The 25,558-nt window shown below is 61.1% G+C and carries 14 protein-coding genes and 1 tRNA gene; 10 read left to right on the forward strand and 5 right to left on the reverse strand.

The genetic code is table 11. From position 1 onward, the window contains the following. Positions 1-2: 2 nt before the first annotated feature. Both ACYSMN_RS16125 and ACYSMN_RS16130 read right to left on the reverse strand, forming a co-directional pair. On the reverse strand, positions 3-881 hold the full coding sequence (locus ACYSMN_RS16125; protein ID WP_488924938.1) for a helix-turn-helix domain-containing protein: 879 nt from the start codon (positions 879-881) through the stop codon (positions 3-5). Between the two features lie 221 nt (positions 882-1,102). Then, positions 1,103-2,887 carry a glycoside hydrolase family 15 protein gene (locus ACYSMN_RS16130; RefSeq protein ID WP_488924939.1) on the reverse strand — a complete coding sequence of 595 codons (1,785 nt, stop codon included), beginning with the start codon at positions 2,885-2,887 and terminating at the stop codon, positions 1,103-1,105. Between the two features lie 375 nt (positions 2,888-3,262). On the opposite strand from ACYSMN_RS16130, the gene ACYSMN_RS16135 reads away from it, so the two are divergent. From ACYSMN_RS16135 to ACYSMN_RS16145, 3 genes are all read left to right on the forward strand, one after another. Then, a complete protein-coding gene (locus ACYSMN_RS16135; protein ID WP_488924940.1) occupies positions 3,263-3,928 on the forward strand; it encodes a TVP38/TMEM64 family protein in 666 nt (221 codons plus the stop codon). 65 nt (positions 3,929-3,993) lie between these two features. After that, positions 3,994-4,065: transfer RNA gene (locus ACYSMN_RS16140), tRNA-Glu, on the forward strand. A gap of 305 nt (positions 4,066-4,370) precedes the next feature. Then, entirely contained in the window at positions 4,371-6,614 is a 2,244-nt protein-coding gene (locus ACYSMN_RS16145; RefSeq protein ID WP_488924941.1) for a sensor histidine kinase, read from the forward strand. A gap of 512 nt (positions 6,615-7,126) precedes the next feature. Here ACYSMN_RS16145 and ACYSMN_RS16150 read toward each other — a convergent pair. Together ACYSMN_RS16150 and ACYSMN_RS16155 are read right to left on the reverse strand one after the other, a co-directional pair. Beyond that, entirely contained in the window at positions 7,127-9,106 is a 1,980-nt protein-coding gene (locus ACYSMN_RS16150) for a PAS domain S-box protein (RefSeq protein WP_488924942.1), read from the reverse strand. 99 nt (positions 9,107-9,205) lie between these two features. Beyond that, positions 9,206-12,253 (reverse strand): CheR family methyltransferase, encoded by a 3,048-nt coding sequence (locus ACYSMN_RS16155; RefSeq protein WP_488924943.1) that lies wholly within the window; start codon positions 12,251-12,253, stop codon positions 9,206-9,208. A gap of 221 nt (positions 12,254-12,474) precedes the next feature. Here ACYSMN_RS16155 and ACYSMN_RS16160 point away from each other — a divergent pair, with 221 nt between their 5' ends. From ACYSMN_RS16160 to ACYSMN_RS16185, 6 genes are all read left to right on the forward strand, one after another. Continuing rightward, positions 12,475-13,524 carry a chemotaxis protein CheB gene (locus tag ACYSMN_RS16160; protein ID WP_488924944.1) on the forward strand — a complete coding sequence of 350 codons (1,050 nt, stop codon included), beginning with the start codon at positions 12,475-12,477 and terminating at the stop codon, positions 13,522-13,524. Positions 13,525-14,160: 636 nt separating this feature from the next. Next, the gene (locus ACYSMN_RS16165; RefSeq protein WP_488924945.1) at positions 14,161-14,430 is read left to right on the forward strand and encodes a hypothetical protein; all 270 of its coding nucleotides are present in this window, start codon (positions 14,161-14,163) and stop codon (positions 14,428-14,430) included. A gap of 17 nt (positions 14,431-14,447) precedes the next feature. Beyond that, on the forward strand, positions 14,448-14,789 hold the full coding sequence (locus tag ACYSMN_RS16170) for a hypothetical protein (protein ID WP_488924946.1): 342 nt from the start codon (positions 14,448-14,450) through the stop codon (positions 14,787-14,789). 789 nt (positions 14,790-15,578) lie between these two features. After that, on the forward strand, positions 15,579-16,043 hold the full coding sequence (locus ACYSMN_RS16175) for a hypothetical protein (protein WP_488924947.1): 465 nt from the start codon (positions 15,579-15,581) through the stop codon (positions 16,041-16,043). Between the two features lie 143 nt (positions 16,044-16,186). Beyond that, positions 16,187-16,534 carry an STAS domain-containing protein gene (locus ACYSMN_RS16180; protein ID WP_488924948.1) on the forward strand — a complete coding sequence of 116 codons (348 nt, stop codon included), beginning with the start codon at positions 16,187-16,189 and terminating at the stop codon, positions 16,532-16,534. 55 nt (positions 16,535-16,589) lie between these two features. Next, entirely contained in the window at positions 16,590-16,811 is a 222-nt protein-coding gene (locus tag ACYSMN_RS16185; RefSeq protein ID WP_488924949.1) for a KGG domain-containing protein, read from the forward strand. A gap of 172 nt (positions 16,812-16,983) precedes the next feature. Here ACYSMN_RS16185 and ACYSMN_RS16190 read toward each other — a convergent pair whose 3' ends face one another. Beyond that, on the reverse strand, positions 16,984-23,427 hold the full coding sequence (locus ACYSMN_RS16190; RefSeq protein WP_488924950.1) for a hypothetical protein: 6,444 nt from the start codon (positions 23,425-23,427) through the stop codon (positions 16,984-16,986). A 254-nt stretch (positions 23,428-23,681) separates the two neighbouring features. Between ACYSMN_RS16190 and ACYSMN_RS16195 the strand changes: the two genes are divergently transcribed. Next, on the forward strand, positions 23,682-25,379 hold the full coding sequence (locus tag ACYSMN_RS16195) for an MFS transporter (RefSeq protein ID WP_488924951.1): 1,698 nt from the start codon (positions 23,682-23,684) through the stop codon (positions 25,377-25,379). Positions 25,380-25,558: the final 179 nt, after the last annotated feature.

Raw genomic sequence — 25,558 nt, forward strand, 5'->3', positions numbered from 1 at the left:
GCCTAACGTCGGGTACTATTCGGAAACCGCCCCCGAAAAACCTGCGGCGTGCTGCCCGTCTGCGCCCGAAAGAAACGGCTGAAGTAAGAAGGGTCCTCGAAGCCCAGCGCAAACGCAATTTCCTTGATGCTGTCGGACTGATAAGCGAGCAACCGCTGCGCCTCCAGCGCCAGCCGCTCGTGCACCAGCCGCTGCGCCGACTTCCCCAGGGCGGCCCGGCATATCTGGTCCAGCCGCTTGGAACTCACGGCCAGCTGCGCGGCATAGGGCGCCACCTGGTGCCAGCGGCGGTATTCCTGCTCCAACAAGGCCTGAAACGCGCTCAGGCGCTGAGCAGCCAGCGGCGCGGCAGCCGGGCCAGTAGTGGGCTGGTGCTGCCGCGCCACCAGTCGAAATACCACCTGGAGCACGAGGCGAAGAGCTTCGTAGTCGCGGGTGGGACGGGCGTATTCCTGCTCCAGCAGCGCCAGCAGGGGAGCGAAGGCTGCGTCCCGCACACTGGCCTGCCAGGGCGTGGCTGGGCTTATCCAGGGTGCCAAATCACGCAGCAACTCCCGGTCGGCAGCATCGCGCACTATAAATTCTTCCTTGAAGATTAGAATGGCGGCCTCGTCCAGTTGGCCCTCGCCGGAACGCAAATGGTAGACCTGCCCCGGCGCAATAATTACCAGCTGGTCGTCCTGAATGGGGTAGGCCACAAAGTCGATGTTATGCACGCCCGCACCCCGCCGAATCCAAAGCACCTCGTAGAAATTGTGGCGGTGCACGAAATCGGTGTTGCTGCGCAGGAAGCTAGCCAGTGGCACCATCCGGAAAGGCGCATCGGAGTTGGCCAGCACGTGGCGGGGAATAGCCGCCCCGGCGGATTTGGCTACGGACATCAGCCGCAATATATATGCTGATTAGCGGCTAAAGCTAGCTCCCCTCCTTTCCAAGGAGGGGTTGGGGGTGGTTGATAATCGTTGAACGATGCTAGACCTAATTTTAGTAAATCGTTCTGACGTGAATCAACCACCCCCGGCCCACGCCGCTTGATGCGCGGAATTTTCCAAGGAGGGGAGCTAGCTTTAGTCGCTAGTCGGAGACTACTCCATAGTGCTACTTACACGAAGCCGGGGCGGTCCAGCTTTTTGGCGATACGGTAGGCGGCATTCACGAGGCCCACGTGGCTGTAGGCCTGCGGGAAGTTGCCCCACTGCGAGCCGGTGCGGGCGTCCACGTCTTCGGAAAGCAGGCCCAGGTGGTTGGTGTAGGTGATGAGCTTCTCGAACTCGCGCACGGCATCGTCGAGGCGGCCCACGCAGGCCAGCGTTTCCACGTACCAGAAAGAGCAGATGAGGAAGGTAGTTTCGGGCGTGCCGAAATCGTCGGGGTGGCGGTAGCGGTAGAACAGGCCCTCGGGCGTCTTCAGGTCTTTTTCCAGGGCTATGAGGTGGGTGTGGGCCCGCTCGGAAGCCGGGTCGAGGTAGCCCATCATGATGAGCTGCAAGGTGCTGGCATCGAGGTGGGGCGAGCCGATGGCGTTGGTGTAGGCCCCGCGCTCCTCGCTGAAACATTGCTCGATGCGGCGCTCCGACTCCTGCATCAGCCGGGTAGCCAAGGCTTCCATATCGGCGTTGCCGAGCATGTGGGCCACCCGACGGGCGGCGTGGCTGCCAGCCCAGTGAAAAAGATACGTGTAGCAGTGGTATTGCGCGATGTGGCGGAACTCCCACAGGCCGGCGTCGGGCTGGTCCATGGTTTTCTCTATCATGTTCAGGGCCTCGTACACCAGTTTTTCGGGGTTGCTGCGCTCCGGGTCCAGGAAGCGGCAATCAACGTAAAGTGGCAGCAGGGCCACCAGAATCTGGCCGTACACGTCGTTCTGAATGTGGGTGTAGGCATCGTTGCCGATGCGCACGGGCTGGTTGCCGAGGTAGCCCGCCAGCGGCAGTTCCCGCTCCGTCAGCTCCGAGGCCCCGCTGATGCCATAGAGCGGCTGGTATCGGTCGTGCACCTTGCTGGAAATATTGGCGATGTACTGGAAATACCGCTCCATCTCCTCGAAGTGGCCGATGTTGTTGAAGGCCGTGAGCGTGTAGTACGTGTCGCGCATCCAGCAGTAGCGGTAGTCCCAGTTGCGGGTGCTGCCGGGCGCTTCGGGCAGGCTGGTAGTGGTAGCCGCGATAATGGCGCCCGTATCCTCGTACTGGTGCACCTTGAGCGCCAGCGCCGACCGGATAACGGCTTCCTGGTGGAAGTTGCTAATGCTGGTGCTCTTCACCCACTTACGCCAGTAGTCGATGGTACTGCGCAAAAACCGCTCGGCGGTGCTTTCCAGGGCGGCTTCCAGCGGGGCGCCATAGGTCAGCACTAAGTATTGAGGCTGATTAAGGACGAAATCTTCACCGTCGAGCACGTAGGTGAGCGGGATGTCGGTGGTGAGGCGGATTTCCTCGTCGAGGCCCAGGAAAGCAATGTGGTTGGAGCTGCGGCGCCGGCTCAGGCGGGTCTGCCCGTAGTCGCCGACGGGGTTGCAAACGACGCGCACGCGGGGCGTGCCCACCAACGGCTCCAGCTTCCGAATAATCATCAGCGGCCGGTAATACCGCTCGTACTGCGGGAAACGCGGCGCGAAGTCCGTCACCCGGTAGCGCCCGTCTTCATTCTCGATTTCGGTGCACAGCACGTTGGTGTTTTGCAGGTAGTATTGATTGGTCTGAAACTCGCCCAGTGCGGCCGGCCGGATGCTGAACTCGCCGCCTTTCTGCGTATCGAGCAAGTCGCCGAACACGAAGCTGCTATCGAAGCGCGGCCAGCAGAGCCAGGCCACGGAAGTATCCTTGCGAATGAGGGCGAGGTAGGCACAGTTGCCAATCAGGCCCATGTCGTAGGTATGTTTGGTCATTCTGGGGGAGGTTGGGCTGGTCGGTGCCAGCAGATGATAAGGCTGCCTCAGTAAGCGGCGCATTAGGCAGTAGTACCGTTCTGGCGCCGCGGAGGTTGCCGCAGCCTTCGCGGTTGAAGCGGCGAACTGCGATTCCACAGCTTGGGCTGCCCCCGAAATTTGTGCGCTCAATCACCAGTAAGAATGGGATTGATGCAAGCCAGAGCAGTTTTAAGGTTAATATTCCTGGCCCCGCTCCGTAGCCTAGGGTTTAAACTCTGGGCCACTGATACGTATGCTACCGGCAAAGACGCATTACAACCTGCTCTACCCTACTACATGACCACCGTTTCCACCGCACCCCAAGCACGCACCAGCAGCCGTTTACCACTCTATATGTCTCTCGCTTTATTAGCTAGCTTGGTTGCTGCTTATTTCCTCTGGCCGGCTTTTCAAGCAGGTGTGCAGGAAGGTTTCGAAGTGCTCAAAAGCGGCGAGCAGCAGCGTATTGCCGCCTGGATGCAGCAGTTTGGCTACTGGGGCCCAGTGGTACTGGTGCTACTAATGGTGGTACAGATGTTTCTGTTCGTGGTGAACGTGGTGGCGCTGATATTGGTGGCGGTGCTGGCCTACGGGCCGTGGTGGGGCTCGTTGCTGGCCCTAGTAGGTATCGTAGTGGCATCCACGGTAGGCTACGGGCTCGGACGGATGCTGGGCGAGTCGTTCGTGAGTCGGGTACTGGGCGCGAAAACGGAGAAGAAAGTACTTGATGTAGTGCACCGCTACGGCATGTGGGCCATCGTCATTGCCCGCCTCTCCCCCGCCCTCTCCGACGATGCCATCAGCTTCGTGGCGGGCGTGGCGCGCCTGGGCTACTGGAAATTTATGGCGGCCACAGTGGCCGGCGTAGTGCCCTTGATTGCGCTGCTGGCCTATCTGGGCGAAGAAAGCAACCGCCTGAAAACCGGTCTGCTATGGGTTTCCGGCGTGAGCGTGGTGCTCTTCGTGGGTTACGTGTGGTGGGACCAACGGCGGCAAAAAACCCATCCAAACGTGGCCTGAGACTTGCAGCGTACCTTTTTCGTGCCTTATCTTTGGGGCACCCAAACGGAAAACACCGTTTTTCTGGTCCGTTCGTCTAGGGGTTAGGACAGTAGATTTTCATTCTACCAACAGGGGTTCGATTCCCCTACGGACTACACCACAACAAACGAAAACACCCTATAAACGCTGGTTTTATAGGGTGTTTTCGTTTATAATGGTTTCGCTGCCATAGCTGCCATATTGGGGAAGCCGGTTACTAGCCTCAGAGGTACGAGTTCGAGCTGTTTTTACCACTGACAGCAACACCATATTTTTCCCGAAATTCATGCCGGAGCGAAGCCGCATCACCACCGTAATCATTGAGCGACTGAGCCATACGGATTGTTGTAGTTGCTTTGCTATTCGCGTAGTGTTTGAGTTGTGATTGGCTCAGTATTCACGCTCCTTTTTTCTAATGCACATGAACAATTACTCTTTATCATCTGGCCAGCGACTACGCCCCCGCGCATCCCGGTTGCTTCAGCTCCTACTAGCTGGATTGCTGATGCTTGCCGTGGTGTCAGCTGCTGGTCAGACCCTCAATACGAAAATCATCATGCGGAAAGCCTCCACCGGGAAACCGATTCGGCTTAGAAACCTTGATGGGGTGTCCATTGATTCTCTACGCGCACTGTTAAATAATCCCAACCTGACCGACTCTTCGCGATACCTGGCCATGAATCATCTCGGCGGCCAGCTCATAGAGGAAGGCTCCCGCGAGGCCTTGGACGTGACCTTGAGAAACCTGGCTCACGTGCGCAGAATGAAGAATGAGAATTTTATCTGTAAAACGCTATTCAACACGGGCCTCTATTATCAGGAATTCGCCGAGTACCCCAAGGCGATGAAATATTACAATGAAGGAGCCATACTGGCCGAAAGGCGGGCCTGGCCGCAGCTGACGTGGAATTTCTACAATGCAATGGGGTCCATTGAGGGGCTGTACATGGGCGACCCAGTCAAAGGTCTCAAATGGTTGAACCGCTCCCTCCGGGCTCAGCTGCAAGTTCCCCTTAATAAACTCACCTCAGAGATGCGTGCCAGTGTCCGCTTCAATCTGGCCAATCTTTACTCTCAAGCCAAAAAATACGATTCAACGAATTATTACGCTCAGCAGGCGCTCACCATTGCTAAAGCCAACAACGATCTAAGAAGCATGAGCGCTTTGTTCGGGCTCAAAGCAACTTCTTTTACCCGTATGAAACCAGAACCTCTGGGAGCCCTGGATTCAACCATTTTCTATTTGAATAAGTCGTACAACTATGGCATGGAAAGCAAATATTATGGGTTTGCTACGGCTGCTTGTTTAGGCTTGGCTGACGCCTGGCGCCAAAAAGGCAATCCAGTGGAATCACAGAAGGCCGCGCAAAGAGCCTTGGAATTGGCGCAAAGACTTCATGCTAGAGACCATGAGCATCAGGCCTTTCAGTGGCTCGCCTATGCTTATGCTGACCAAGGAGACTACAAGAAATCTATCGACCTGGGAGACCGTGCCGAGAAGCTGCGTGATTCGGTCTTGAACACGGAAAAAGCGAAGGAAATAGCTACTCTTCAGGTTCAATATGGAGTCGAGCAGTTGGAGCAGCGAAATCGTTTCGCCCTGGAACAAAACCGGGCGGTGGCGGCGCAGGCGCTGGTCCAACAGGCGCGGGTGCAGCTGCTCACGCAGCAAAACCGCGCCGCCGCAGCTCAACAGCAGGTACAGCGCACCAGCATGGAACTGCTGGCCGAGCAGAACCGCGCCGCCGCGGCCGAAACCCAGACGCAAACGGCCCGGGTGCAGCTGCTCACGCAGGAAAAGCAAGCGGCCCGGCGCGCGGCGCTACAGCAGCAGAAGAACCAACGAGCCCGCTTGCAGTCGCTCATTATCTGGCTTGGCGTGCTTGGTTTGTGCCTTTTAACTGGCCTGCTGCTCTACTGGCGCCTGCGCCGGCAAAGTGCGCGGCTCCGGCTGCAAAGCGAGTTGCTGAACGAAGCTAATGAGAAGAACAAACAGTCGGCGGCGGAAAAGGAGGTGTTGCTGCAAGAGATTCATCACCGCGTGAAGAACAACCTCGAAATCGTGAACAGCTTGCTTTCCTGGCAAAGCAGTGCTCTGCCCGACCCGACCTTGGTAGAGGTGCTGCGCAGCAGCCAGTCGCGAATTCATAGCATGGCCCTGGTGCACGAGTTCTTGTACCAGGCGGAAAACCTCTCGCAAGTGCGGCTCGACGAATACCTGTCGCGCCTGCTGAAGGAGCTTCACCAGAACCTGACCACGCCCACGCAGCGCATCTCGCTTACGTCTGAGTTGGAACCGTTGGTGTTGGAGGCCAAAGTGGCCTTCAACTTCGGCTTGCTTGTCAATGAATTAATTACCAATGCGTTGAAATATGCTTTCCGAGGCCGTAGCAGTGGGCACCTGCACGTGGAGTTGCGCGACCTGGGCGGCAAGTTTCGTCTGGTGGTGTCCGATGATGGCGTTGGGATGCCCACTGCCGAAGTGGTGCAAAAGAACTCGGCATCATTGGGCACGAAACTCATCCACACTATGGCCCGACAGTTGAAAGCCACGCTGACTATTGAGCCCAACCAGCCTTCCGGTACGCGGGTCGTCATCGCGCAAGAGGTGGCTCCTACGCCGAATTTTGCCCCTAGTGAGCGGGCCGTTGTTGCCCAGGTGTAAGTCTACCAAAAGCACAGACGCCTAGCTTGGTCCCAGTGGCGTCAGGCTCACCTTCCCGCTCTACCTCGGCGGCCACCTCTTCAGATCAAGCCTGATTGAAGGAGGAGTGAAGCACTGCGGTAGTAGTGCAACAGCCGCGAGCCGCAGCGCGGCGACATATTGGTAGTTAGTGCTGCTAATACATACCAGAGCCCCAGCGGGGCGGCACCCATCGTCCCAACGGAATGTCGCCCCGCCGGGGCTCTGTTGTTGATGGCTGACTAGTAGCTACCGATATGCCGCCGCGCCGCGGCTCACATAGAGGCCCCACTACCGCAATTCTTTGTTAAATGGCTCCGGTCTGCCCGCTTTTTCGGTGGGCTGAACGGTCGAAGGGCGCGCTAGTTGTTTAATGAGGAATGAAGAATTGAGGCGAACGAGCAGATGAAACAACATCAGCTAGCGGCGACCGGTCAGCCCGCGAAAAAGCGGGCAGACCGGCACCCACCAATTCAGAATTCCTAATTCAGAATTCACCTCACCGGCAGCTCGATGCTGACGATGGTGCCTCGGCCGGGGCGGGAGTCTAGGTTGAGGGTGCCGCCGAGCAGGCCCACGCGGTTGCGGATGCCAGGCAGCCCAATGCCGTTGATGGAGGCGTGGCTTTGGGTGGTGTCGAAGCCTTCCCCGTTGTCTTCCACCGAAATGGAAAGCTGCTCGCCTTCCCGGACCACGTGAATGAAGGCTTCCTGGGCCTGGGAGTGCTTGATGATGTTGTTGAACAGCTCCTGCACCATGCGGTACACGGCCAGTTCCAACAGCGCTGGTAGCGGCGCCTCCAGGCCCGCCACGTACACGTGGGCCTGGAGGCTGGCGCGTGGAATGCGGCGGGCTAGCTCCTCCAAAGAATATTTCAGGCCGAAATCTTCCAGAATACCCGGCGTCAGCTCGAAGGAGATGGAGCGGGTCATTTTGATGGCATCGTCGAGCAGAGACAGGCTTTGGTCGCGCTTGGTGGTGGCGTTGGTGCGCTCCAGGTGCAGCTTGGTGGCGTAGAGCAGCTGGCCCAGGCCGTTGTGCAGCGCCTCGGCAATGCGCTTCCGCTCTCCTTCCTGGGTGTTCAGAATAGCCGACAGCACTTCCTGCTGCTGGCTCAGCTTGAGGCGGGTGGCTTCTTCGGTTAGGCGGTTGCGCTCCGTTACGTCCCGGAACATGATGAGGATGCCGGTGGCTTCGGCCTCGGGGTTTTCTTTCAGGGGCACGTGATAGGCATCGTAGTGGCCGGCGCGGTGCTCAAAAGCCTGGCCTTCCCACACCACCAACTCGCCGCCCAGCACCCGCCCCACTATCTGCCGGGCGTAGTCGGTATCGAGGTAGGGCAGCACCTCGAAAAGCGGCCGACCTATAACCGCCGCTGCTGGCTGCCCAAAGTAGCGCGTGGCCTGGCTGTTCCAGGCGGTAATGCGGCCTTCCCGATCCAGCGCGACAATGCCATCCACGCTGTTTTCGAGCAGGCTCTGGGTGAATTCCTTTTCGAGCCGCAGCTGCTCGCGCGCCTCGTGCTGCTTGGTTATGTCGCGCCACACCACGTGGATGAGCTGCTCGCCGCCCACGGTAATGAGCGTGAGCACGATTTCCAGCCACATTCCTTCGCCGTGCAGGTTGTAGCGGTACCACTCGAAGCGGTGCGCGCCTTTCTTGTTGAGGTAGTGCAGGTGCTGGTGCATCAGGTCGCGGGAAGGCATACCGCCGGGCTGATACTCGGACACCAGAAACCATATGGGCTTGCGCACCAGCTCTTCCTTGGCCGTGGCTCCTATCATGCGCACGGCCGCCATGTTGCAGTCAATGATGTGCAGATCACGCACCAGCACCACGGCGTCGGCGCTCTGCTCAAAGAGCTTCCGAAACCGGGCCTCGCTCACGGCCAAAGCATCTACGGCGGCGCGACGCTCGGTCACGTCGAGCAGGGCTACGCGGTACTGGAGCGCTTGGTCGGGCAGTTGCACCTCGCTGCCCACCAGCTGGGCAAACCACTGCTTGCCAGCTTCCCGCTGCACGGCCAGCTCGCAGGTCTGGCGCTGCTCGACCCCGCGCATTTTCAGCAGAAAAGCCGCGAACTGCTCCCGGTCGGCCTCGGCCACGAACAGGGCCATGCGCCGCCCTAGCAGCCGCTGCCGCATGGTGCCCAGCTGTTGCGCCGCGCTCAGGTTAAGCTGCTGAATAATGCCCTGAGCGTCGAGGGTGAGGTAGCCGATGGGGGCGAAATCATAGAGACTCAGCAACTCAGCGCGGGCACTCTCAGCTTCGGCCTGGGCCAGCAGCAGCTCCTCGTACTGCATTTCCAGCTCTATCTGGTGGGTTTGCAGCTCCTGCACCAAGCGCTCCACCTCCTCGGGCGTTTTGTTGGTTATAGCCTGCGTTACGAGGCTGCGGCGCTTCTCGGCCCGCTCACGCAGGGCCAGCAGCGCTTCGTGGGCATTCAGGCGGCCACTGGAGTCGTGTTCGTTCATAGCGGAGCATACCTGGCCAGGTCCTGTACCTTGCCCTGCGGTGAAAGGAAACTACGGCAATAAGGGCCGCATGGCTGTACGCGTAGGTTCCTAACAGCGTTATGCTTGAGTTCCTTCCGCGTGCTGCACACCCAGCAGCAAATGCTCCGTAGGAGAGCCGTCGCTCAGAATCCGTCGCCCGTAGAGCACTACTGGCCTTTTGCCCTCGCCCGGCAGCTTCAGCTCCAGCACGAAATCGTCGAAGGCGGCGGTTTCCTCTTCCAGCAGCTGGTGCAGCAGCTGGTTGAGGCGGGGCTGGTTCCAGGCGCCCTTGCTGAGCGAGGACAGCGGCTGCCCTTTCACGGTATCGGCCCGCACCCCAAACGCTTCGGCGAAGGATTGGCTCACGGTCAGGATTTTTAGCTGCCCGTCGAGCACCACCAGCGGGTCGCGCACGGTTTCGACGATGCTCTCGGCCAGACGGCGGCTGGCTTCCATCTGCTCTTCCATCTGCTTCATGGCCGTGACGTCGGTGAAGGTGATGACGGCCCCGCTGATGTAGTTTTCGAGGGTGCGGTAGGGCAGGATGCGCATGGCGTACCAGGCCCCGTTGGTGGCCTGAATGGTGGCTTCGGTGCTAATGAGCCGGTCGAGCACCTGCTGCACGGTTTCGGCCAGCTTGTCGTAGCGCAAGTTGCTGGCAAAGTGCGTGATGGGCCGGCCCACGTCGGTGGGCAGCAGGGAGATGATGCGCGCCACGGGCGGCGTGAAGCGCTTAATCACGAGGTCGTTGTCGAGGAAGATGGTGGCTATTTCGGTGGCGTCGAGCAGGTTCCGCATGTCGTTGACTGCCTGCGAGAGTTCCTCCGTCTTGCTCAGGTACTGCATGTTGAGCGTCATCAGCTCCTCGTTGAGGCTCTGCATCTCCTCCTTGTTGGTCATGGCCTCCTCGTTGGTGCTTTGCAGCTCCTCGTTGGCGCTTTGCAGCTCCTCGTTGGTGCTTTTCAGCTCTTCGAGGCTGCTTTCCATTTCCTCGATGGTGGTTTGGAGGCGGTGGCGGGTGTATTGCAGCTCTTTTTCGAGGGAGGCCACCAGATCGGCGCGGCCGGCGTCGGTGGGCGGGGTCTTGCCCTGGCGCACCCGGCGCGGCGTGGGCACATCCTCGAACGAAACCAGCAGCAGGCCGCTCAGCAGCTCGGGCTCCGCGAGGTATTTCACCCGCAGGCGCAGCAGCTGGTAGCCAATCTCGGTTTTCACCTTCACGCTCTCGCTCACCACGTCCTGCCGCTGCTGGCTGGCCCGGTGCACGGCGTCGCTGAGGTCGAAGTGCAGCTCTTCGCGGGCCATCTCGAAGATGTTCATGCCGCTCAGGCCAGGTGCCGGCTCCAGGTACTTGCCGGTGCGGCCGTGCACGTACAGAATGTCGCCTTTGGCATTGACCACCACGGCAGGCGGGGCGTAGGTGCTCAGCATGGCGCGCTGCACGAGGCCGGCAAAAGTATTGTCGCGGCGGGGGGTGGAGGGAGTCATGCTGTGGGAGCTGGGGGGAAGAGCGGCCGTATACGGCGGCACGGAAGAGAGAGGAAAATTGGCGAACCGCATCACCGACGGCGAGAAGTCGGTGCGGCGCGATATCTTCCACTTTACGTCCAGGGGCGTAAACAAGTCCTGAAACCCGGTCAGGTTCTCGCTGGGGCCGAGAAACAATAGGCCATTGGGCTTGAGGGCGTAGTGAAAGATGGGAATGAGGTTTTTTTGCAGCGCGCTCGACAGGTAGATGAGCAGGTTGCGGCAGCAGAGCAAATCGAGCTTGGTGAAAGGGGCGTCCTTGTTGAGGTTGTGCAAGGCGAAGATTACCGCGTCGCGCACGTCCTTGCGAATCTGGTACAGGTCGCCGGTTTTCATGAAGAAGCGCCGCAGCCGGTCGGGGCTCACGTCGGCCACGATGTTGCTGGAGTAGAGCCCGGCGCGGGCCGTATCGATGCCCTCGGCGCTGATATCGGTGGCGAAGATTTGCAGCTTAAGGTTGCGGTCCGGCTCGGCATCGAAGCATTCAATCAGCAGCATGGCCAGCGAGTAGGCTTCTTCGCCGGTGGAGCAGCCGGGCGCCCACACCCGAATGATAGTGTCCGGCTCCTGCTGCCGCAGCATGAGCATGATCTGGCGCCGCAACGACACGAAAGCCTCCGGGTCGCGGAAAAACTTGGTGACGCCGATGAGCAGCTCCTTGAAGAGCTGCTCCACTTCCGGCGGGTTTTCTTGCAGGTAGCGCACGTAGTGCGTAAACTCCCGGATCTGGTGCCCGTTCATGCGGCGCTCAATGCGCCGGAACACGGTGTTGCGCTTGTAGAAGGAAAAGTCGTGGCCGGTTTGGTTGCGGATCAGGATGAAGATCTTCTGCAAGGCGTGGGCCGGCATGGTTTGCCGGACGCCGGCTGCTGCCGCCGCGGCCCGCAGCGGGCGGCGCAGCGGCGGCTGCTTCACGTATTCGAGCAGGCGGGTGGGCATTTCGGCGGCGGGCAGCACATAATCCACGAACTCGGTGGCAATGGCGGCCCGCGGCATACTGTCGAACTCGGCCTCGTCGGGGTCCTGCACCATCACCATCCCGAAGTTTTCCATCACCAGCTTCAGCCCCAGGCTGCCGTCGGAGCCCATGCCCGAGAGGATGACGCACACCGCCCGGTCGCGGGCATCTTTGGCCAGGCTCTGCAAGAAATAGTCGATGGGCAGGCGGCGGCCCGGGGCCTGGGTGGGCTCAAACAAGTGCAGCGCCCCGTGCAGCAAGGCCATATCCTTGCCGGGCGGAATTACATAGACGTGGTTGGGGCGCACTTTCAGGCCGTCCGCTACCTCGTGCACTAGCAGCTGGGTGAAGTGCTGGAGCACCGGGGCCAGCTCGCCGCGCGGGGCGTCCATCTGGTGCGTCACCACGATGTAGGCCAGGCCGCTGCTCACGGGCACGGCCTGCAGAAACCGCTCCAGGGCGCTGAGCGAGCCCGCCGAGCCGCCCAGGCACACGATGGGAAACGTGGTGCGGGAGCCGGCCTCCACGAGCCCCACGCTGGCTACCGGGTCGGGCCGCACTTCCAGGTGGCCGCCGGATGCAGCCGGAGAGGAATCAAGCAGGGGCTCGTCGTCGGGGACAGACGGAACGGGGGACGTCATAACAAGGCGGGGCGCAATCGGTGGGGGAAGGAAAAAAGAAGCGAGCGGGGACGTCAAAAGTAGCCAGAAACCCATTACCCCATAACGACGAGCTTCGTGCCCAGCTGGCCCTTCTGCCCGGCAAAATGAAGCTCGACACACAGCCAAAGCCCACTTTCACCCGTAAGAGCCTTACGTAAGCGGCTGCCCGGTGCTCTGGTTGCCGGCCTTGTTTTGCTTCGATGCCTCCTCAAAATCAACCTCCTTATCTTATTGTGGTGGGTACCTCGGCCGGAGGGCTACCGGCCCTCACGCGGCTGGTAGAGCAGCTGCCCGCCGCGCTGCCCGCCGCCGTGCTGGTGGTGCAGCACCTGGCCCCCGATTCGTCGGGGGAGTTTTTGGTGCGCCGCCTGAGCCAGCACACTACGCTGCGCTGCCACCTGGCCGCGCATCAGCAGCCCATTGAAGCCGGCCACCTCTACTTCGCCCCCGCCGACCGCCACCTGCTGGCCAAAAACGGGCAGCTGCTGGTCACAAAAGGCCCGCGCGAAAACAATTTCCGCCCCGCCGTCGACGCGCTATTCCGCTCGGCGGCCGTGAGCTACGGCTCGGCCGTGGTGGGGGTGGTGCTCACGGGCATGCTGCACGACGGCACGGCGGGCCTCGAATTTATCAAGCGCTGCGGGGGCCGGGCCGTGGTGCAGGACCCCCATGATGCCGAGTTCCCCAGTATGCCCGAAACGGCCCTCCGCAACGTCGCCATCGACTACGTGGTGCCGCTGGCCCAGCTGGGCTCCCTTTTGCAGAAGCTGACGAGCCAGCCGCCGCCCGCTCCCACCCCCATTCCCCAGGACTTAATCGCTGAAGCCGCCATCGCGGAACGTATTGTGGGTACTATCGAAGAAATTGACCGCCTGGGCAAGCCCGTGGCCATGACCTGCCCCGACTGCGGGGGCTCTCTCTGGCAGCTGGAACACGGCAATGTGCTGCGCTTCCGCTGCCACACCGGCCACTCCTTCACGGCCGAGGTCCTGCTCGACGGCACTCGCCACGCCCTCGAAGAAACGCTGTGGGTGGCCCTGCGCATGATGGAGGAGCGCAAAAACCTGCTCAGCAGTATGGCTTCCCGCGAGCCGGGCTTCTGGAACGTGCAGCAGGCCGAGCGCATCGAGGAAATCAAGCGCCACATCAACCGCCTGCGCGAGTTCATGCTCAACGGAGTAAGCGGCACGGGCAGCCGCGCTGGCCAGAACGACGAGGGCACCATACGCAGCCTGGACAACGCCGGCTAACCAGAAACTCCAACGAGCATTCCCGCAAGGGCAATCGGCACCGCGCCGGTTGCCCCTGTTGGCGTTTAGGCAGCATGAGACGGAGTGGGTAGCATGGGTTTCGGATGAGATATGAGAAGTGATACAGGCGAATGTTTTCGGAATCTTACAGCCTGGGCTTTATTTCCAACCACCTATTTATCTCCAGTGTAGGGTGGGTAAGGTAGGCCCGGCGGGGCGGCATATCGGTAGCAAAAACAATACTAAGGTTGTAGAGTCCCAGCGGGGCGACACTGAATCGTTGGCCGGTTTGTGCCGCCCCGCTGGGCCTTTGCAACGTTATACACATCATTACTACCGACATGCCGCCCCGCTGGGGCTACACTGCTTGCACTGCGCCGAGAAGGCGAAGACATATTAATATGGCAAAGTCTAAACTTAACTGTCCCCGTTACGCTTCACCTTCTACCGACAGTAGTGGTAGCGACACGTATGCCAGTGGCAGAGCCAGCTTTCTGTGGGTTAAGTACAACGTTTCGAACGTATTCTGTCCCGCTGACGACGGCGGGGAGCATCTGGCGTGCTGCGCGCAATGCTCCGCCAAACTGAGTACTTACCCAGCGCCTGGTCTTACTTCTCTATTCCCACCTGCCTCTCGTGCTACTCTCCTACCAGCCCTCAGCCGAGCTTCTCCAAGCATTCGGCTTTACGCGGTATTCCTCGCCGGCCCGCCAACTGCGCTATAGCCGCCCAAGCGAGCGTGGTCAGGAAACCATCGTGCTCTACGAGGATGGCGAGATGCTCCTGCTCGAAGCCATTGACGGCCAACTGCTCTATAACTTTCAGGGGCGCGTGGCCTCCGAAGCGGAGTTTCGGGTGTTGCTGCGGCAGGTTAACTGGCCCGCTGAAATCCTGCCTTCTCTCTAACTTTTTTCCGTAGTACCATGACAGATGCTTACCTGCGAAGCCTCGGCTTTACGCCCGCTCAGCAAGACCAAACCGGCAGCCGCCCAGCCTTCGCCGTGGCCTGGCGCTACCAGCACGAGCGCCGGGCCAACGACGGGTCCTTGCTTTATCTCGAACACCCTTTGGGCGTGCCGTACTGCCGCTTGAGCACCCTGGTGGCGCCCATTGCCGCCGAAGACATCTTTGCCAGCACCTCCCTGCACGACCGGCCGGGCTTGGAGGCCGCCATTCAGGCCTTCTATACCGCCCACGGGGGCGTAGGCGAAGTGGAGCCGGCCTTTGTACCCTTCGTCTACCAGCCCTTCCGCCGGTTGCCGTAGCTGCCGGAGCGCCACCTCCGTCACCTGTGCAAGTCCACGCGCAGCACGTGAGCGGCACGTTTAGACATATACTCAAAGAGCGTTCGGTTTCATCTAGCGTCTGCTTGTGGAAGCAGGGCGCGCTTTTGGCTTCGGAACACAGCTTCATTGTTACCGCTCATCTTGACCAAGCCTCCGATGAGGTGGAAAGCAGGGCACCGTTTTATTTGGCCGTCATGGGCTTGAGTTGCTTGATGCCAGTTTGCACGCCTTCTATCAATAGTTATAACTCTGGTAAGTATACCCAGAAAACCTGAGAAAAGAGCCCGTTGTAGACAGCAAACCGGAGCTGGGTCAGCAACGGCTAGTAGGCCAGTTGGCACTTGGTAGGTTGCACGCCTCCGTACGTATATTCTGGCCCGTGGCGGCTAGGATCAGGTGGGCGGCTGAAGGGGAAGTACGGACCAGGAAATACGTGCTTAACCACGAGCTTTTCCGTAGTTATTGGGCCTCTTTTTGACCGTTAAGTGGCGTTAAAGGACCGAGTAGGCTGCACGGTTGCGGGTACCGACGGAAAGAGTGGTATCTGCCGCTAGTGCGGTCAGCCGACTAGGCTCAATCAGGCACAAGGCTCTGATTGCGGCATACTTTCCGTCACACACCTTCTGGTCGGAAGAGCATCCGCCCGTAGTGGGGTGGGTGCCCTTCCCAATAGGCGGGCAGCTCTGGCCTCAGCTGTGTCCGGCCTTATTCTTTCCATTCGCTCTCTTCTTCATGAGTTGTTCTTTGCCGCTTTCTACCCACCCTTGTATGCATACGCTTCGCTTTGAGCTTCGCCAATCGGCGGGCGGCGGTTCCTACCAGCATTTGGCCCTGTTTGCGGGCCAAGCCCCTGCTGGCACTGCCCCACTGGCTCACTGGGTGCTGCCCCACGAGTTGCGTCGCCGGGTGGAGCCCTTGGCGCAGGTCCTACTGACCGAAGTACCAAGCGGACTGGGGCTACCCTCGCGCCTGCTCGATAGCGGGACTGGCCTACTGCCTACCACTTCGTTGCCGCTGGCCCGCAGCCTCAACCACGTGCAACTCACTTTGCGCGGGGTTCACCTAAACGGGCACTACTCGCTGCAACGGCTACAACCCGGTGGCACTAGCTGGCTGCTGGGGCCCATTCAGGGTACGCCCGAACGCCATCGGCAGCACCGCCACTCGCCTGGTAGCATTCCCCTACTGGACAGTATAAGCCGCAGTTTCTGCTGTGGTTATACGCAGGCCTAATTTGGTTATTTACACGCACTTGGGGCAGCAATACTCCCTCTAGTTTTGTAGAACCAACGGTTGCTTCGGCGCCGAGGACCTCACCACATGCCCATTTCCACCCGCGTGTTCCTTCCTACCACACAACCAAACGAGTTTCAATCATGTCTGTCCCATCATCCTTGCAAGAGGCCACGGCCCACATGCACACGGTGGATATCAACACCACCGACCCGGTACAGCTAGCGCGCCGCCTCCACGCCAGCGCGGCCAACCCCGACCAGCGTCCCTGCCTGCTCATCGACTGCCAACGCCTGCGCTGCCTACATACCCGCGGCGTGAGCTTTCTGGTATCGCAGTTGTTGCTCACCCGCGCCGCCGGCGCCGATGTGCTCCTGTACAACGTGGGCCCCGTGCTGGAGCGCGTTCTGCGTTTGCTCCGCCTCGACCAGCTTTTCCACCTGCGGCCCACTCCCGCCGTTGGCCTGAACGGCCAGCACGGGCTAGCCTAGTCCTGATTCCTTATTTCCTCCTTTCTCTTTTTCCTTTCCACTTTTCCTTTCCATCATGGCAACCTCCCAATCACAGCGTAATTCGCAGGGCGCAGCACCCCGCACTCCTAGCCGTCGCGGCTTTGCTTCTATGGACCCCGAGCAGCAGCGCCGTATCGCCAGCGAAGGCGGTAAGGCTTCGCACGAAAGTGGCCGTGGCCACCGCTGGACTTCCGAAGAAGCCCGCATGGCGGGTCGTAAAGGCGGTCAGGCTCGCCGCTCGGCTCCTAACGCGTAAGTTGTAGAACTGAGAAGTGAGAGGTTAGAACTTAGAGTTGAGAAGTGAGACGCTGTTCTAGCTTACTACCATATCGGCACGACTCTAAGCTCTCAGCTCTCACTTCTAAGCTCCAACAAAAAAGGCGTCTCCCGTGCGGGAGACGCCTTTTCTTGTCCGCGCATGAAAGACGCTATTCTTTTATCAGGCGCAGGGGTTTCTGCAATCCATTGCCACTGACTAGCACATTGTATGCCCCCGCCGGCAGCCCGGCTACGGGCAGCGGCACCAGCTGACCACCAGCGTGGCGGCCCTGGTACACGAGGCGACTGGCGGCATCCCGTAGTTCCACTTGGTAGATGGCACTGGCGGGCAGGCTGCTCAGGTCGAGGCTAGTGGCCTGCTGGGCCGGGTTGGGGAACAGGCTGACGGCGGTGGCGTCAAACTGCACCGTACGCACGCTCGAATACGCAGTCGTGCCATCGAGGTCTACTTGCCGCAGGCGGTAGTAGAGCAAACGGCCCTGATAAGCCGCCCCAACGTCGGTGAGGCGGTAGCTCCGGCCGGTGCTGGAGTTACCTGCTCCACGCACCGTGCCAGCCGCCACGAAGGTTTGCCCATCCACGCTGCGCTCCACCACGAAATAATCGTTTTGCAGCTCCGAGGCGGTGGCCCAGGTCAGCAGCGCGTCGGGGCCTTTCGCGGCCGCCTCAAAGCTCACCAGCTCCACGGGCAGCGGCTGGCCCACCCGCACCGGAATGCTACCCGAGAACTCCGAGGTGGCCCGGTTGGAACTTACTATCAGCGTAGAAGTAGCCGTGATGCGGGAGGCACCCGTGAGGGTTACACCCGCGGGCAGGCTGCTGAGCGGAATCCGGTACAGGAAGCGGTTGGCATTGGTTTCCGAGCCTTGGTCGAGGTCGGAGATAATGCCGCTGTAGCTGCCGCGGTTGGCGTCCAGGTCGGAGTTGGTAGTAGTGCCCGTAGTGCCTTCGGTCCGGCTGAAGAGGTAGGTCTGACCCTGCCCGAAAGCGGCCGTCGTGCGGTCGGCCAGGAAGAACTCCAGCACCGCCCCCGCCGGAGCGTAGCCCGTCAGCTGCAAGACATTCGTGCCGCTGACAGTGGTGGTAACGGCTTGGGTGATGACCGGGAAATTGAGCAGTCCATTGGCGCCGCTGGCGCTGGTTTTGGTGCTGCTGTTGCGGGAAGCATAGTCGCTGGTGCCCGTCTGCGGGTTGTCGGTGCTACTAAGCAGGTCGATGCCCAGTTGGCCGTTGGTAGCCCCGTTCTGGTAGATGCTGTTTTGGCTGATGAGCGTCACGGCGGTGTTTGCCATGCCCAGCACCCCGGCCCCGAAGTTACCGTTAATCACGTTGAGCGTGAGGCTGCTGGCCGTGCCATCGAGGCGCACGCCGGCGGTTTGGGCACCGCTCATGCCGTTGCCGCTGATGGTATTGCCCGTGGCCGTCACGCTACCCGTGGTGCCTTCCAGGTCCAGGCCCATGCCGTTGTTGGCTATGAGCAGGTTGTTGCGCACTGTCCCACCGTAGTTGCCCATCCGAATCCCATCGGCAGCCGCATTACTCTGGGCATTGCCGCGGATTTCGTTGTTCTGCACCAGCAGGTTGGTCAGGGAGCCGTACGCCAGATTATCGATGCCGCTGGCCCCATGGAACCCAATGAGGTTGTTGCTGATGGTGGCCGTAACGGCCGCGTTGCTGGGGTTGTTGAACCCAGCCAGACGGATGCCGCTGCCAGGGCTCCGAACCGCCGAGCCGGGGTCGGTGAAGCTCGTGGCCGAAGCGCCCAGCACGTTGCCCGTCAGCGTCGTGCCATTCAGCGCGTTGCTGGTCACGAAGATGTCGGCCCCGTTGAGGTTGCCGGCCGTGTTGCCGAAACCGTACACCGCCAGTCCCGTCACCGACAGGCTGCTGGCGGCCAGCGTGAGGCCGTACTGCGAGTTGGCCTGCCCAGGGGTGCCCACGAGCTGCACTTCGGGGCCGTTGAGCTGGCTCAGCGTAGCAGCGGCCGTACCCAGGCCCACCGTGCCGCCGGCGCCGAGGGTCGCGTTATTAGTGTTGCCGATATTTTGGGTTTGCGTGCCGCCGTTCAGGGCTGTGCGCTCATCCGTGAGGGCCGGCAGCGCGCCGCTGGCCGCCGTGTTCAGCACAATAGAAGCGACGCCCCCGCTCAGCTGCGAGGTCAGGCCCGCCCGCAGGCCGGGGTGGGCTTGGCCGTCCGTAATCATGAAAATGCTGGTTTCCGTGCCGGCCGCTGGGTTGGGCCCGCCGGAGGAAGCTGCCACTTGGTCGAGTTGCAGGTTGGGCAGGGCGTTGGCGTTGGTGATAAACTGCCGCAGCGAGCCTTGCCCCGCATCCCGGGTGCTGACGATGGTGCTGAAGTTGAAACCGAAATCCACGCCCGTTACGCGCGGCTGCGAGCCAAACGTGACCATTGCCACCGACTGTGCCGTGGTGGTGCCCGTCGTGAGGCTGGCCAGGTTCTGGCCGCTGCTACGGGGCCCCGCATCCACGAGGTTAGGAGCTTCGCCGCCGACCCGCTCGGTATCAGCGATGCCGCTCTGCACCCGGAACGTCTGCACCGGCACTACGCCACTGGCGCTGCTGTTGCGCGCCGACCGCACCGTCGAATTCACCACCCGCACCGTGTAGCTGGTGCCGGTGGTCGATACGATGCCCGAGAAGCCGTAGAGGCCATCGGGGCCGGTGGTGGTGGTGGCTACGAAGACGCCGCTGGCATCGTAGAGTTCTACCACCGTGCCGCTGCTGCCGGTGGCCGTGCCGCTACTGCCTACCGGCACGCCGGAACTAGCCGCCGAAGCCTCGGCCGTAGCATAGTCGCGGCCGCTGCCGCCCCCGTAGTTCACATCGTCGAAGATGCGGCCTGCCACGTCGAATATGGGTTCTACCCGTACGTTGGCCGCAGCCACGGTACCGTCGTTGTTGGCCGTGCGCGGGTCAAGGTCGCCTTCCGAAGTGGAAATACCCTTGCCCAGCACCGTTTGGGAGGGCATGGTGAAAGTCACCGCTTTCACGAGCGTCACGCCGCTGCCCATTTGCAGGGTTGTGGCATCCACCGGAAACGTCACGACGCCGGTTGCCGGGTCATATGTGCCGCCATCAAGCGAGGTGAAGGCTGAAGCCGGCAGGTTGGGCACCAGATTCAGGGTGCGTACCACGCTCTGCGCCACACCAGGCCCGATGTTGGTGGTGGTGAGCGTAAACGTAACGGGCGTGCCCGGATACGCCGTAGTCACCGATGTTGCGAGCGTCGTCACGACGTCGGCAGCGCAACCGGAAAGTTGGTTGGGCACGTCGGCGCGCGTAATACCGGTCTGGGCCTGGCCATTGTCGGCCGCCGCTACCCCCGAGCCATACGATTCAAAGCCAAACGTGGTACCGTTGGCAGCAGGGTTGGAGGTAGTGGCCGCTGCCAGCTGCGAGGAAGCGAAAATGACGCCACCCGCGCCGCCGCCACCGGGGCCGTGGGGCGAGCCACCGCCCGTGTTGGAGCCGCCTTTGCCCCCATTGGCCAGCACCGTAATAGTGCTGAGCACGCTGCTATTGGCGTTATTGTTGGAAGCATTGCAGAGCAGCACCACGGAACCGCCGGCCCCGCCCCCGCCCGAGGCGTCGTTGGAAGCAACGAAGGGCATAGCCGCCCCACTCACGTCAATCGTGCCCGTGCCACTCACGGTGGCGGCCCGCACCAGCACAATGCCGCCACCGGCCGCGCCGGAGCTGGCAAAGCCGTTGGTTGGTACTCCCGTATTAGCCGGGTAAGTGCCTGTTGCAGCCACGGTACCGTTGTTGGTAGTGCCGCTGCCGCCACCGCCACCCATTACGAGGCGGCTAGGCGTAGCCTGCGTGAAGTCGGCGCCACCGTAGCCCCCGGAAGGGTCGTTGGAATCCCAGGCGTTACCGCCTTGGCCGCCCCGGCCGGCGTTGCCGCCGCCGCCGCCCCCGGCATTCTGTTCGTTGTTGCTCGGGTTGCCATCGGTACCGCCGCCCCCGGCGTTGCCGGGTGCGCCGCGGCCCCGGTCGCCGCCGGGGTAGCCATCCGTGATACTGGTCGGCAGCAAGCCACTCGCCTGCGTATCCAGGAAGGGCGTGGTAGCCGACGGATTGGCGCGGTAGGCCGCAAACTGGTCGACATCGTACACGTAACGGGGCGTACCCGTGGCGCCTTCGCCTTTGTTGGCACTGGTCGTGATGGTATTGCTATGGCGGTAGTCGGTATCGAGTACGCCGCTGGCGCCGCCGAGCTGCTGCCCGGCCCCACCGCGGAAGCCCCGGCCGGCCATGTCAATCTTGCGGCCGTTGAAGTTGAGCGTACCACTTACATCCAGCACCACTACCCCACCGCTACGGCCGTTCCAGCGCGGTCCTACGATGTCACCGCTAAGCGTGAGGTTGAAGTTGCGCGGCACCCGAATCACCTGGAACCGCTGCTGCCCGCTGCTGGCCGTAGCATCGGCCGAAATGTAGGTGTTGATGAGCGGCGTAGTCGTCGTGACGGTGCTGCCGCTCACGGAACTGACCACCACGTACTCGTACTGGCCCACTCGGAAATTGGCGTTTTGCAAGCTGCCGGAGGCAATATTATTGCCCACAATACCGTCGCCGTAGGCATCGGTGTTCGTGTTGTCGATATCAGCGCCTTGCATTTGCATCAATACCAGCAGGTCACCGGCTTGAACGGGCACTTGGCTGCTGTTGGTCATGGCCGCGCCTATTACCACTGTGTTCGTGTTGGCGCTGGCCGTCCCTATACCGGGGAAGTAGGTGTTGGGCGAAGCCACATAGCCGAGGCCCGTTTCGGGTACCACGCACTCCGTAGCCGCCGCCGTGGTGCTGATGATTTGGGTTGTGATTTGAGCGGCGCCATTGCTGCCGTCGTTGTTGGTTGGGGCTGGGTCGCCATCAGCAGTGGTGCTGGTAGCGGAACCCGTTGCACTAACCGAGGTGCCGGGCGTAGCCGACGCATTGAAGCGCACGGTGTAGCCCAGAAAGCCGCCCACGGACAGAGTGCCCACCGTAGGCCACGTTACGGCCCCGTTGGTAGCGTTGTAAGAACCACCGTCCGACACCACCACGCCCGTCAGGCTAGCGGGTAGTTGGGCTCGCATGGTCACGCCGGTGGCAACGCTCGGGCCCTGGTTGGTGCCTATTAAGGTGTAGGTAATGGTTTGGTTGGTTACCACCCGTACGGGTCCCGTGATGGCCACGCTGATATCGGCTATCTGCGTGGGAGCCGTGTAGGCATTGCCTTCGTTGTTGGCCGGGTTAGGGTCCGTGAAGCTAGCCGAAGCGGCCGAAGCACGGCCACTTACTGGCTGGCCGGGCATCGTAAAGGCAATGCTACGCGAGACCGTACCGCCCGAATTCACCGAGTAAGGGGGAAACGTGGCCTGCCCGTTGGTAGCATTGTACGTACCGCTGTTCGAGAGCGAAACTCCCGTCAGACCGGCTGGCAGGAAAATAGTCGTGACGACGTTGCTGGCGTTGGCGGGTCCGTTGTTGCGAGTAACGGCCGTGAAGTACACCAAGCTGCCTTGCGGGGCCGTAGCCGGGGCCGTCAGCGTAGTGGAGAAGTCGGAGGAGGCATTAGCTACCGGAATGGTATACGTAGCAGTGTTGCTAGTGGCCCCTAGGTTGTCGATGGCCTGGTACTGGAACGAGTAGTTGCCCGAGGTGCCAGCGCCCGTAACATAGCTCAGCAGGCTAGGATTGGCCACCTGAAATGGCAGCTGGGCGCTGGTGATGGCGGTACCATTGTAGCGCAGCGTACCGGCCGACGGCAGAGTAGTGACCCAAAACGTAAAGGAGCCATCCAGATCGTACCCGCTGAGCAAGGGGTTGAGGTTGATGGTCGAGCCGTTGCCGAAGGGAGTAGCCGAACTGGTAACATTGTACGCTTGCGGAGCCTGATTAGTGGCCGCGTAAGCACGGCTGGCAGGCCCAGCACAAAGGGCCGAAGCTGGTACTACTTGCCGGCTCAAGCCGCTCGGACCACCCGCATACTCCAGTCGCAGAACGCTGCCGCCATTCCCCTGCCCGTACAGGATTTGCACGTCGTAGAGGCCATCGGTGGGCGCCGTGAAGGTTTGCGTTACCGTAATAGCGCCATGGCTGCCACCGTTCTTGATGAACGAGTTGACCGGCCGGGGGCTCGCCAGGGTTGCTTCCTGGCCCAGAAAAAAGTACGCTCCATCGTCGGCAGTGAAATAGAACGTGTAGGCGGCACCGGCCAGCAAGTACACGCTGCCCCGTTGCCGGGCGCTGAATACTGTGGGTGCCGTGGCGGTGCCGGAAGCGGGCGGCACAATGCTGCCAAAAGAAGCCCCATCGAAGTTGACGGTGGCATCAATGCGGGCCAGGGGCGCGGTTCGGCTGGAGAAATACGTGTTGGCGTTGTTTTCACTGAAGCCAGCTTCGGTGTTGAACGTGCCCGCATAGTATTCGCCGTAGAGCCCCGCGGTACCGCCTGGCGTGGTGCCAGTGCCCGTGAAGGTGCTACTGCAGCCAGTCGGTTGGGCCAATAGTCGGCCCGGCCCGAACAAAGCCACACTCAGAAAACCTAGAAGTTTCAGAGTAGGGAGTAAAGGTTTTCGCATACGCACGCAGGTTGGTTAGTGAAAGATGTTGCAGGTGTGTGAAAAAGGGGACTAATGGAAAGGAAGCGGGGTATAGTATAGCTAGAAAAGCTTTCAAAATTACGATATACATATGGTAACTCCACTATTACAACTTATTCATTCCAAAGAAATTTTTCTTGAAATCAGTCAAACTTGAAAATCAGCTAGTGTTGTGCTTCTCATCATCAAAAGCCGGACTAGCGTAGACCTCAGAATTGCCTATATTTTCTTCCATGTCTGCCCCCGTCACGCTGCCTACTAGCCCCGCTGCTTCCTCTTCCTTCACCCCACTACGCATTCCTTTTTTTCGAATGCTGTGGGTGGCGTCTTTCATTTCCAACATTGGCACCTGGATGCAAAACGTGGGGGCCGTGGGACTGATGACGGAGCTTACGCCCTCGCCAGTGCTGGTGGCGCTGCTGCAAACGGCTTCGGCGCTACCCGTATTTCTACTGAGTTTGCCCGCTGGCGCCCTGGCCGACCTCGTGGACCGGCGCCGGATGCTGCTGTTCACGCAGGCTTGGATGGCGGCGGTGGCGCTGCTGCTAGCCGCCCTCACGCTACTGGGCTACACCACGCCCTGGGTGCTGCTCACGCTCACGTTTCTGCTGGGCCTGGGCGGGGCACTCAACAACCCAGTGTGGCAAACCGTGACGCCCGAGCTGGTGCCGCGCCAGGAGTTGCCACAAGCCCTGGCTCTCAACAGCGTCAGCTTCAACCTGGCCCGAGCTTTCGGGCCGGCCCTGGGCGGGCTGCTGATCGGCTACTTTTCGGCGGGCGCGGCGTTTATGCTGAACGGACTGTCGTTTCTGGCAACCATCTACATGGTGTGGCGCTGGCAGCGCGAACCGCAAGCCACGGCTACGCTGGCCTCAGAACGGGTGCTGGCCGCCATTCGGGGCGGGATACGCTACGCCCGGTTTGCGCCGCCGGTGCAGCACATTCTGGTGCGCGGCGTGTGTTTCACGTTTGGAGCCAGCGCCTTGTTTGCGCTTATGCCGGCCGTAGTGGCCCGGCAGCTGCACCTGCCCACTTCCTTCTACTCCATTCTGCTTTCGTGCATGGGCGCGGGGGCGGTGCTGGGCGCCGTGGTGCTGCCGCGCCTCAACCGCCGCCTCTCCATCGACTGGCGCGTGACGCTGGCTACCGTCGCATTTGCGCTTGGGCTGCTAGGTTTGGCGTATTCGGGTAGTCGGCCGCTGCTGATGGGCTTGCTGGTGCTAGTGGGGCTGGCCTGGATGCTGGTACTCAACTCATTTAGCGTGGGCGTGCAAACCGTGGTGCCGCGCTGGGTGCAGGCGCGCACCATTAGCTTGTATCTGCTTACTATTCAGGGCGGCATGGCGCTGGGTAGCGTGGCCTGGGGCACCGTGGCCAGCCATTGGGGATTGCCATTGGCTCTCACCGGGGCGGCCACCTGGCTGGCACTAAGCACGCTGCTGGCCCTGAAATTTTCCCTGCAAACCCCGGCCGAAGCATTGGACTTTACCCCTGCCCGGCCCCGTCCTGAACCCGTTCTGGCCCTGGCCGAGCCGGCACCCGCCGAAGGTCCCATCATCATCACTACCACCTACCACATCCGCCCCGCCGACCGGCCCGCTTTCACGCTGCTCATGGACCAACTCAGCCGTATCCGCCGCCGCGAAGGCGCCATCCGGGTGGGCCTCTACGCCGACCTCGCCGACCCGGAGCGACTGGTAGAATATTTCATGGTGGAATCCTGGGAGGAGTACGAGCAGCTCCACGACCGGGGAGTGAGCCGCGAAGAAGCCGACGTCAAAACCCTGGCTCGCCAACTCCACCATGGCCCCGATAAGCCCGTAGTGGCCCGGCTGCTGGCTCTGCACCCGCAGCCCCCGCGGCCGGAGCATCTCATGGTGCCCGGCAGCACCCGGCTCGTGGCTAGCACGGCCGGCGAAACGGCTAGTTGAGCCCAGCCTGTCTTTGCGAGGAGGCACGACGACGCAATCCTTCCTCTACTTACTGAAAACTTCACTTGTAAGACAACTCCTTCGCGTTGGGGTATCAAGCTGATATGTAGTAAGACCTGGAAAGTCAGGGCGGCTTCCAGGTCCGCGTACGATTGTCATTCCGACCAGCGGGAGGAATC

The organism is Hymenobacter sp. M1-2, from assembly GCF_057808495.1.

What these genes read in the sequence shown, in the direction of transcription:
- ACYSMN_RS16130 (WP_488924939.1), bottom strand. Translation starts at nt 2,887, where the DNA reads ATGACCAAACATACCTACGACATGGGCCTGATTGGCAACTGTGCCTAC.
- ACYSMN_RS16135 (WP_488924940.1), top strand. Translation starts at nt 3,263, where the DNA reads ATGTCTCTCGCTTTATTAGCTAGCTTGGTTGCTGCTTATTTCCTCTGG.
- ACYSMN_RS16145 (WP_488924941.1), top strand. Translation starts at nt 4,371, where the DNA reads ATGAACAATTACTCTTTATCATCTGGCCAGCGACTACGCCCCCGCGCA.
- ACYSMN_RS16195 (WP_488924951.1), top strand. Translation starts at nt 23,682, where the DNA reads ATGTCTGCCCCCGTCACGCTGCCTACTAGCCCCGCTGCTTCCTCTTCC.
- ACYSMN_RS16190 (WP_488924950.1), bottom strand. Translation starts at nt 23,427, where the DNA reads ATGCGAAAACCTTTACTCCCTACTCTGAAACTTCTAGGTTTTCTGAGT.
- ACYSMN_RS16160 (WP_488924944.1), top strand. Translation starts at nt 12,475, where the DNA reads ATGCCTCCTCAAAATCAACCTCCTTATCTTATTGTGGTGGGTACCTCG.
- ACYSMN_RS16150 (WP_488924942.1), bottom strand. Translation starts at nt 9,106, where the DNA reads ATGAACGAACACGACTCCAGTGGCCGCCTGAATGCCCACGAAGCGCTG.
- ACYSMN_RS16175 (WP_488924947.1), top strand. Translation starts at nt 15,579, where the DNA reads ATGCATACGCTTCGCTTTGAGCTTCGCCAATCGGCGGGCGGCGGTTCC.
- ACYSMN_RS16180 (WP_488924948.1), top strand. Translation starts at nt 16,187, where the DNA reads ATGTCTGTCCCATCATCCTTGCAAGAGGCCACGGCCCACATGCACACG.
- ACYSMN_RS16125 (WP_488924938.1), bottom strand. Translation starts at nt 881, where the DNA reads ATGTCCGTAGCCAAATCCGCCGGGGCGGCTATTCCCCGCCACGTGCTG.
- ACYSMN_RS16170 (WP_488924946.1), top strand. Translation starts at nt 14,448, where the DNA reads ATGACAGATGCTTACCTGCGAAGCCTCGGCTTTACGCCCGCTCAGCAA.
- ACYSMN_RS16155 (WP_488924943.1), bottom strand. Translation starts at nt 12,253, where the DNA reads ATGACGTCCCCCGTTCCGTCTGTCCCCGACGACGAGCCCCTGCTTGAT.
- ACYSMN_RS16185 (WP_488924949.1), top strand. Translation starts at nt 16,590, where the DNA reads ATGGCAACCTCCCAATCACAGCGTAATTCGCAGGGCGCAGCACCCCGC.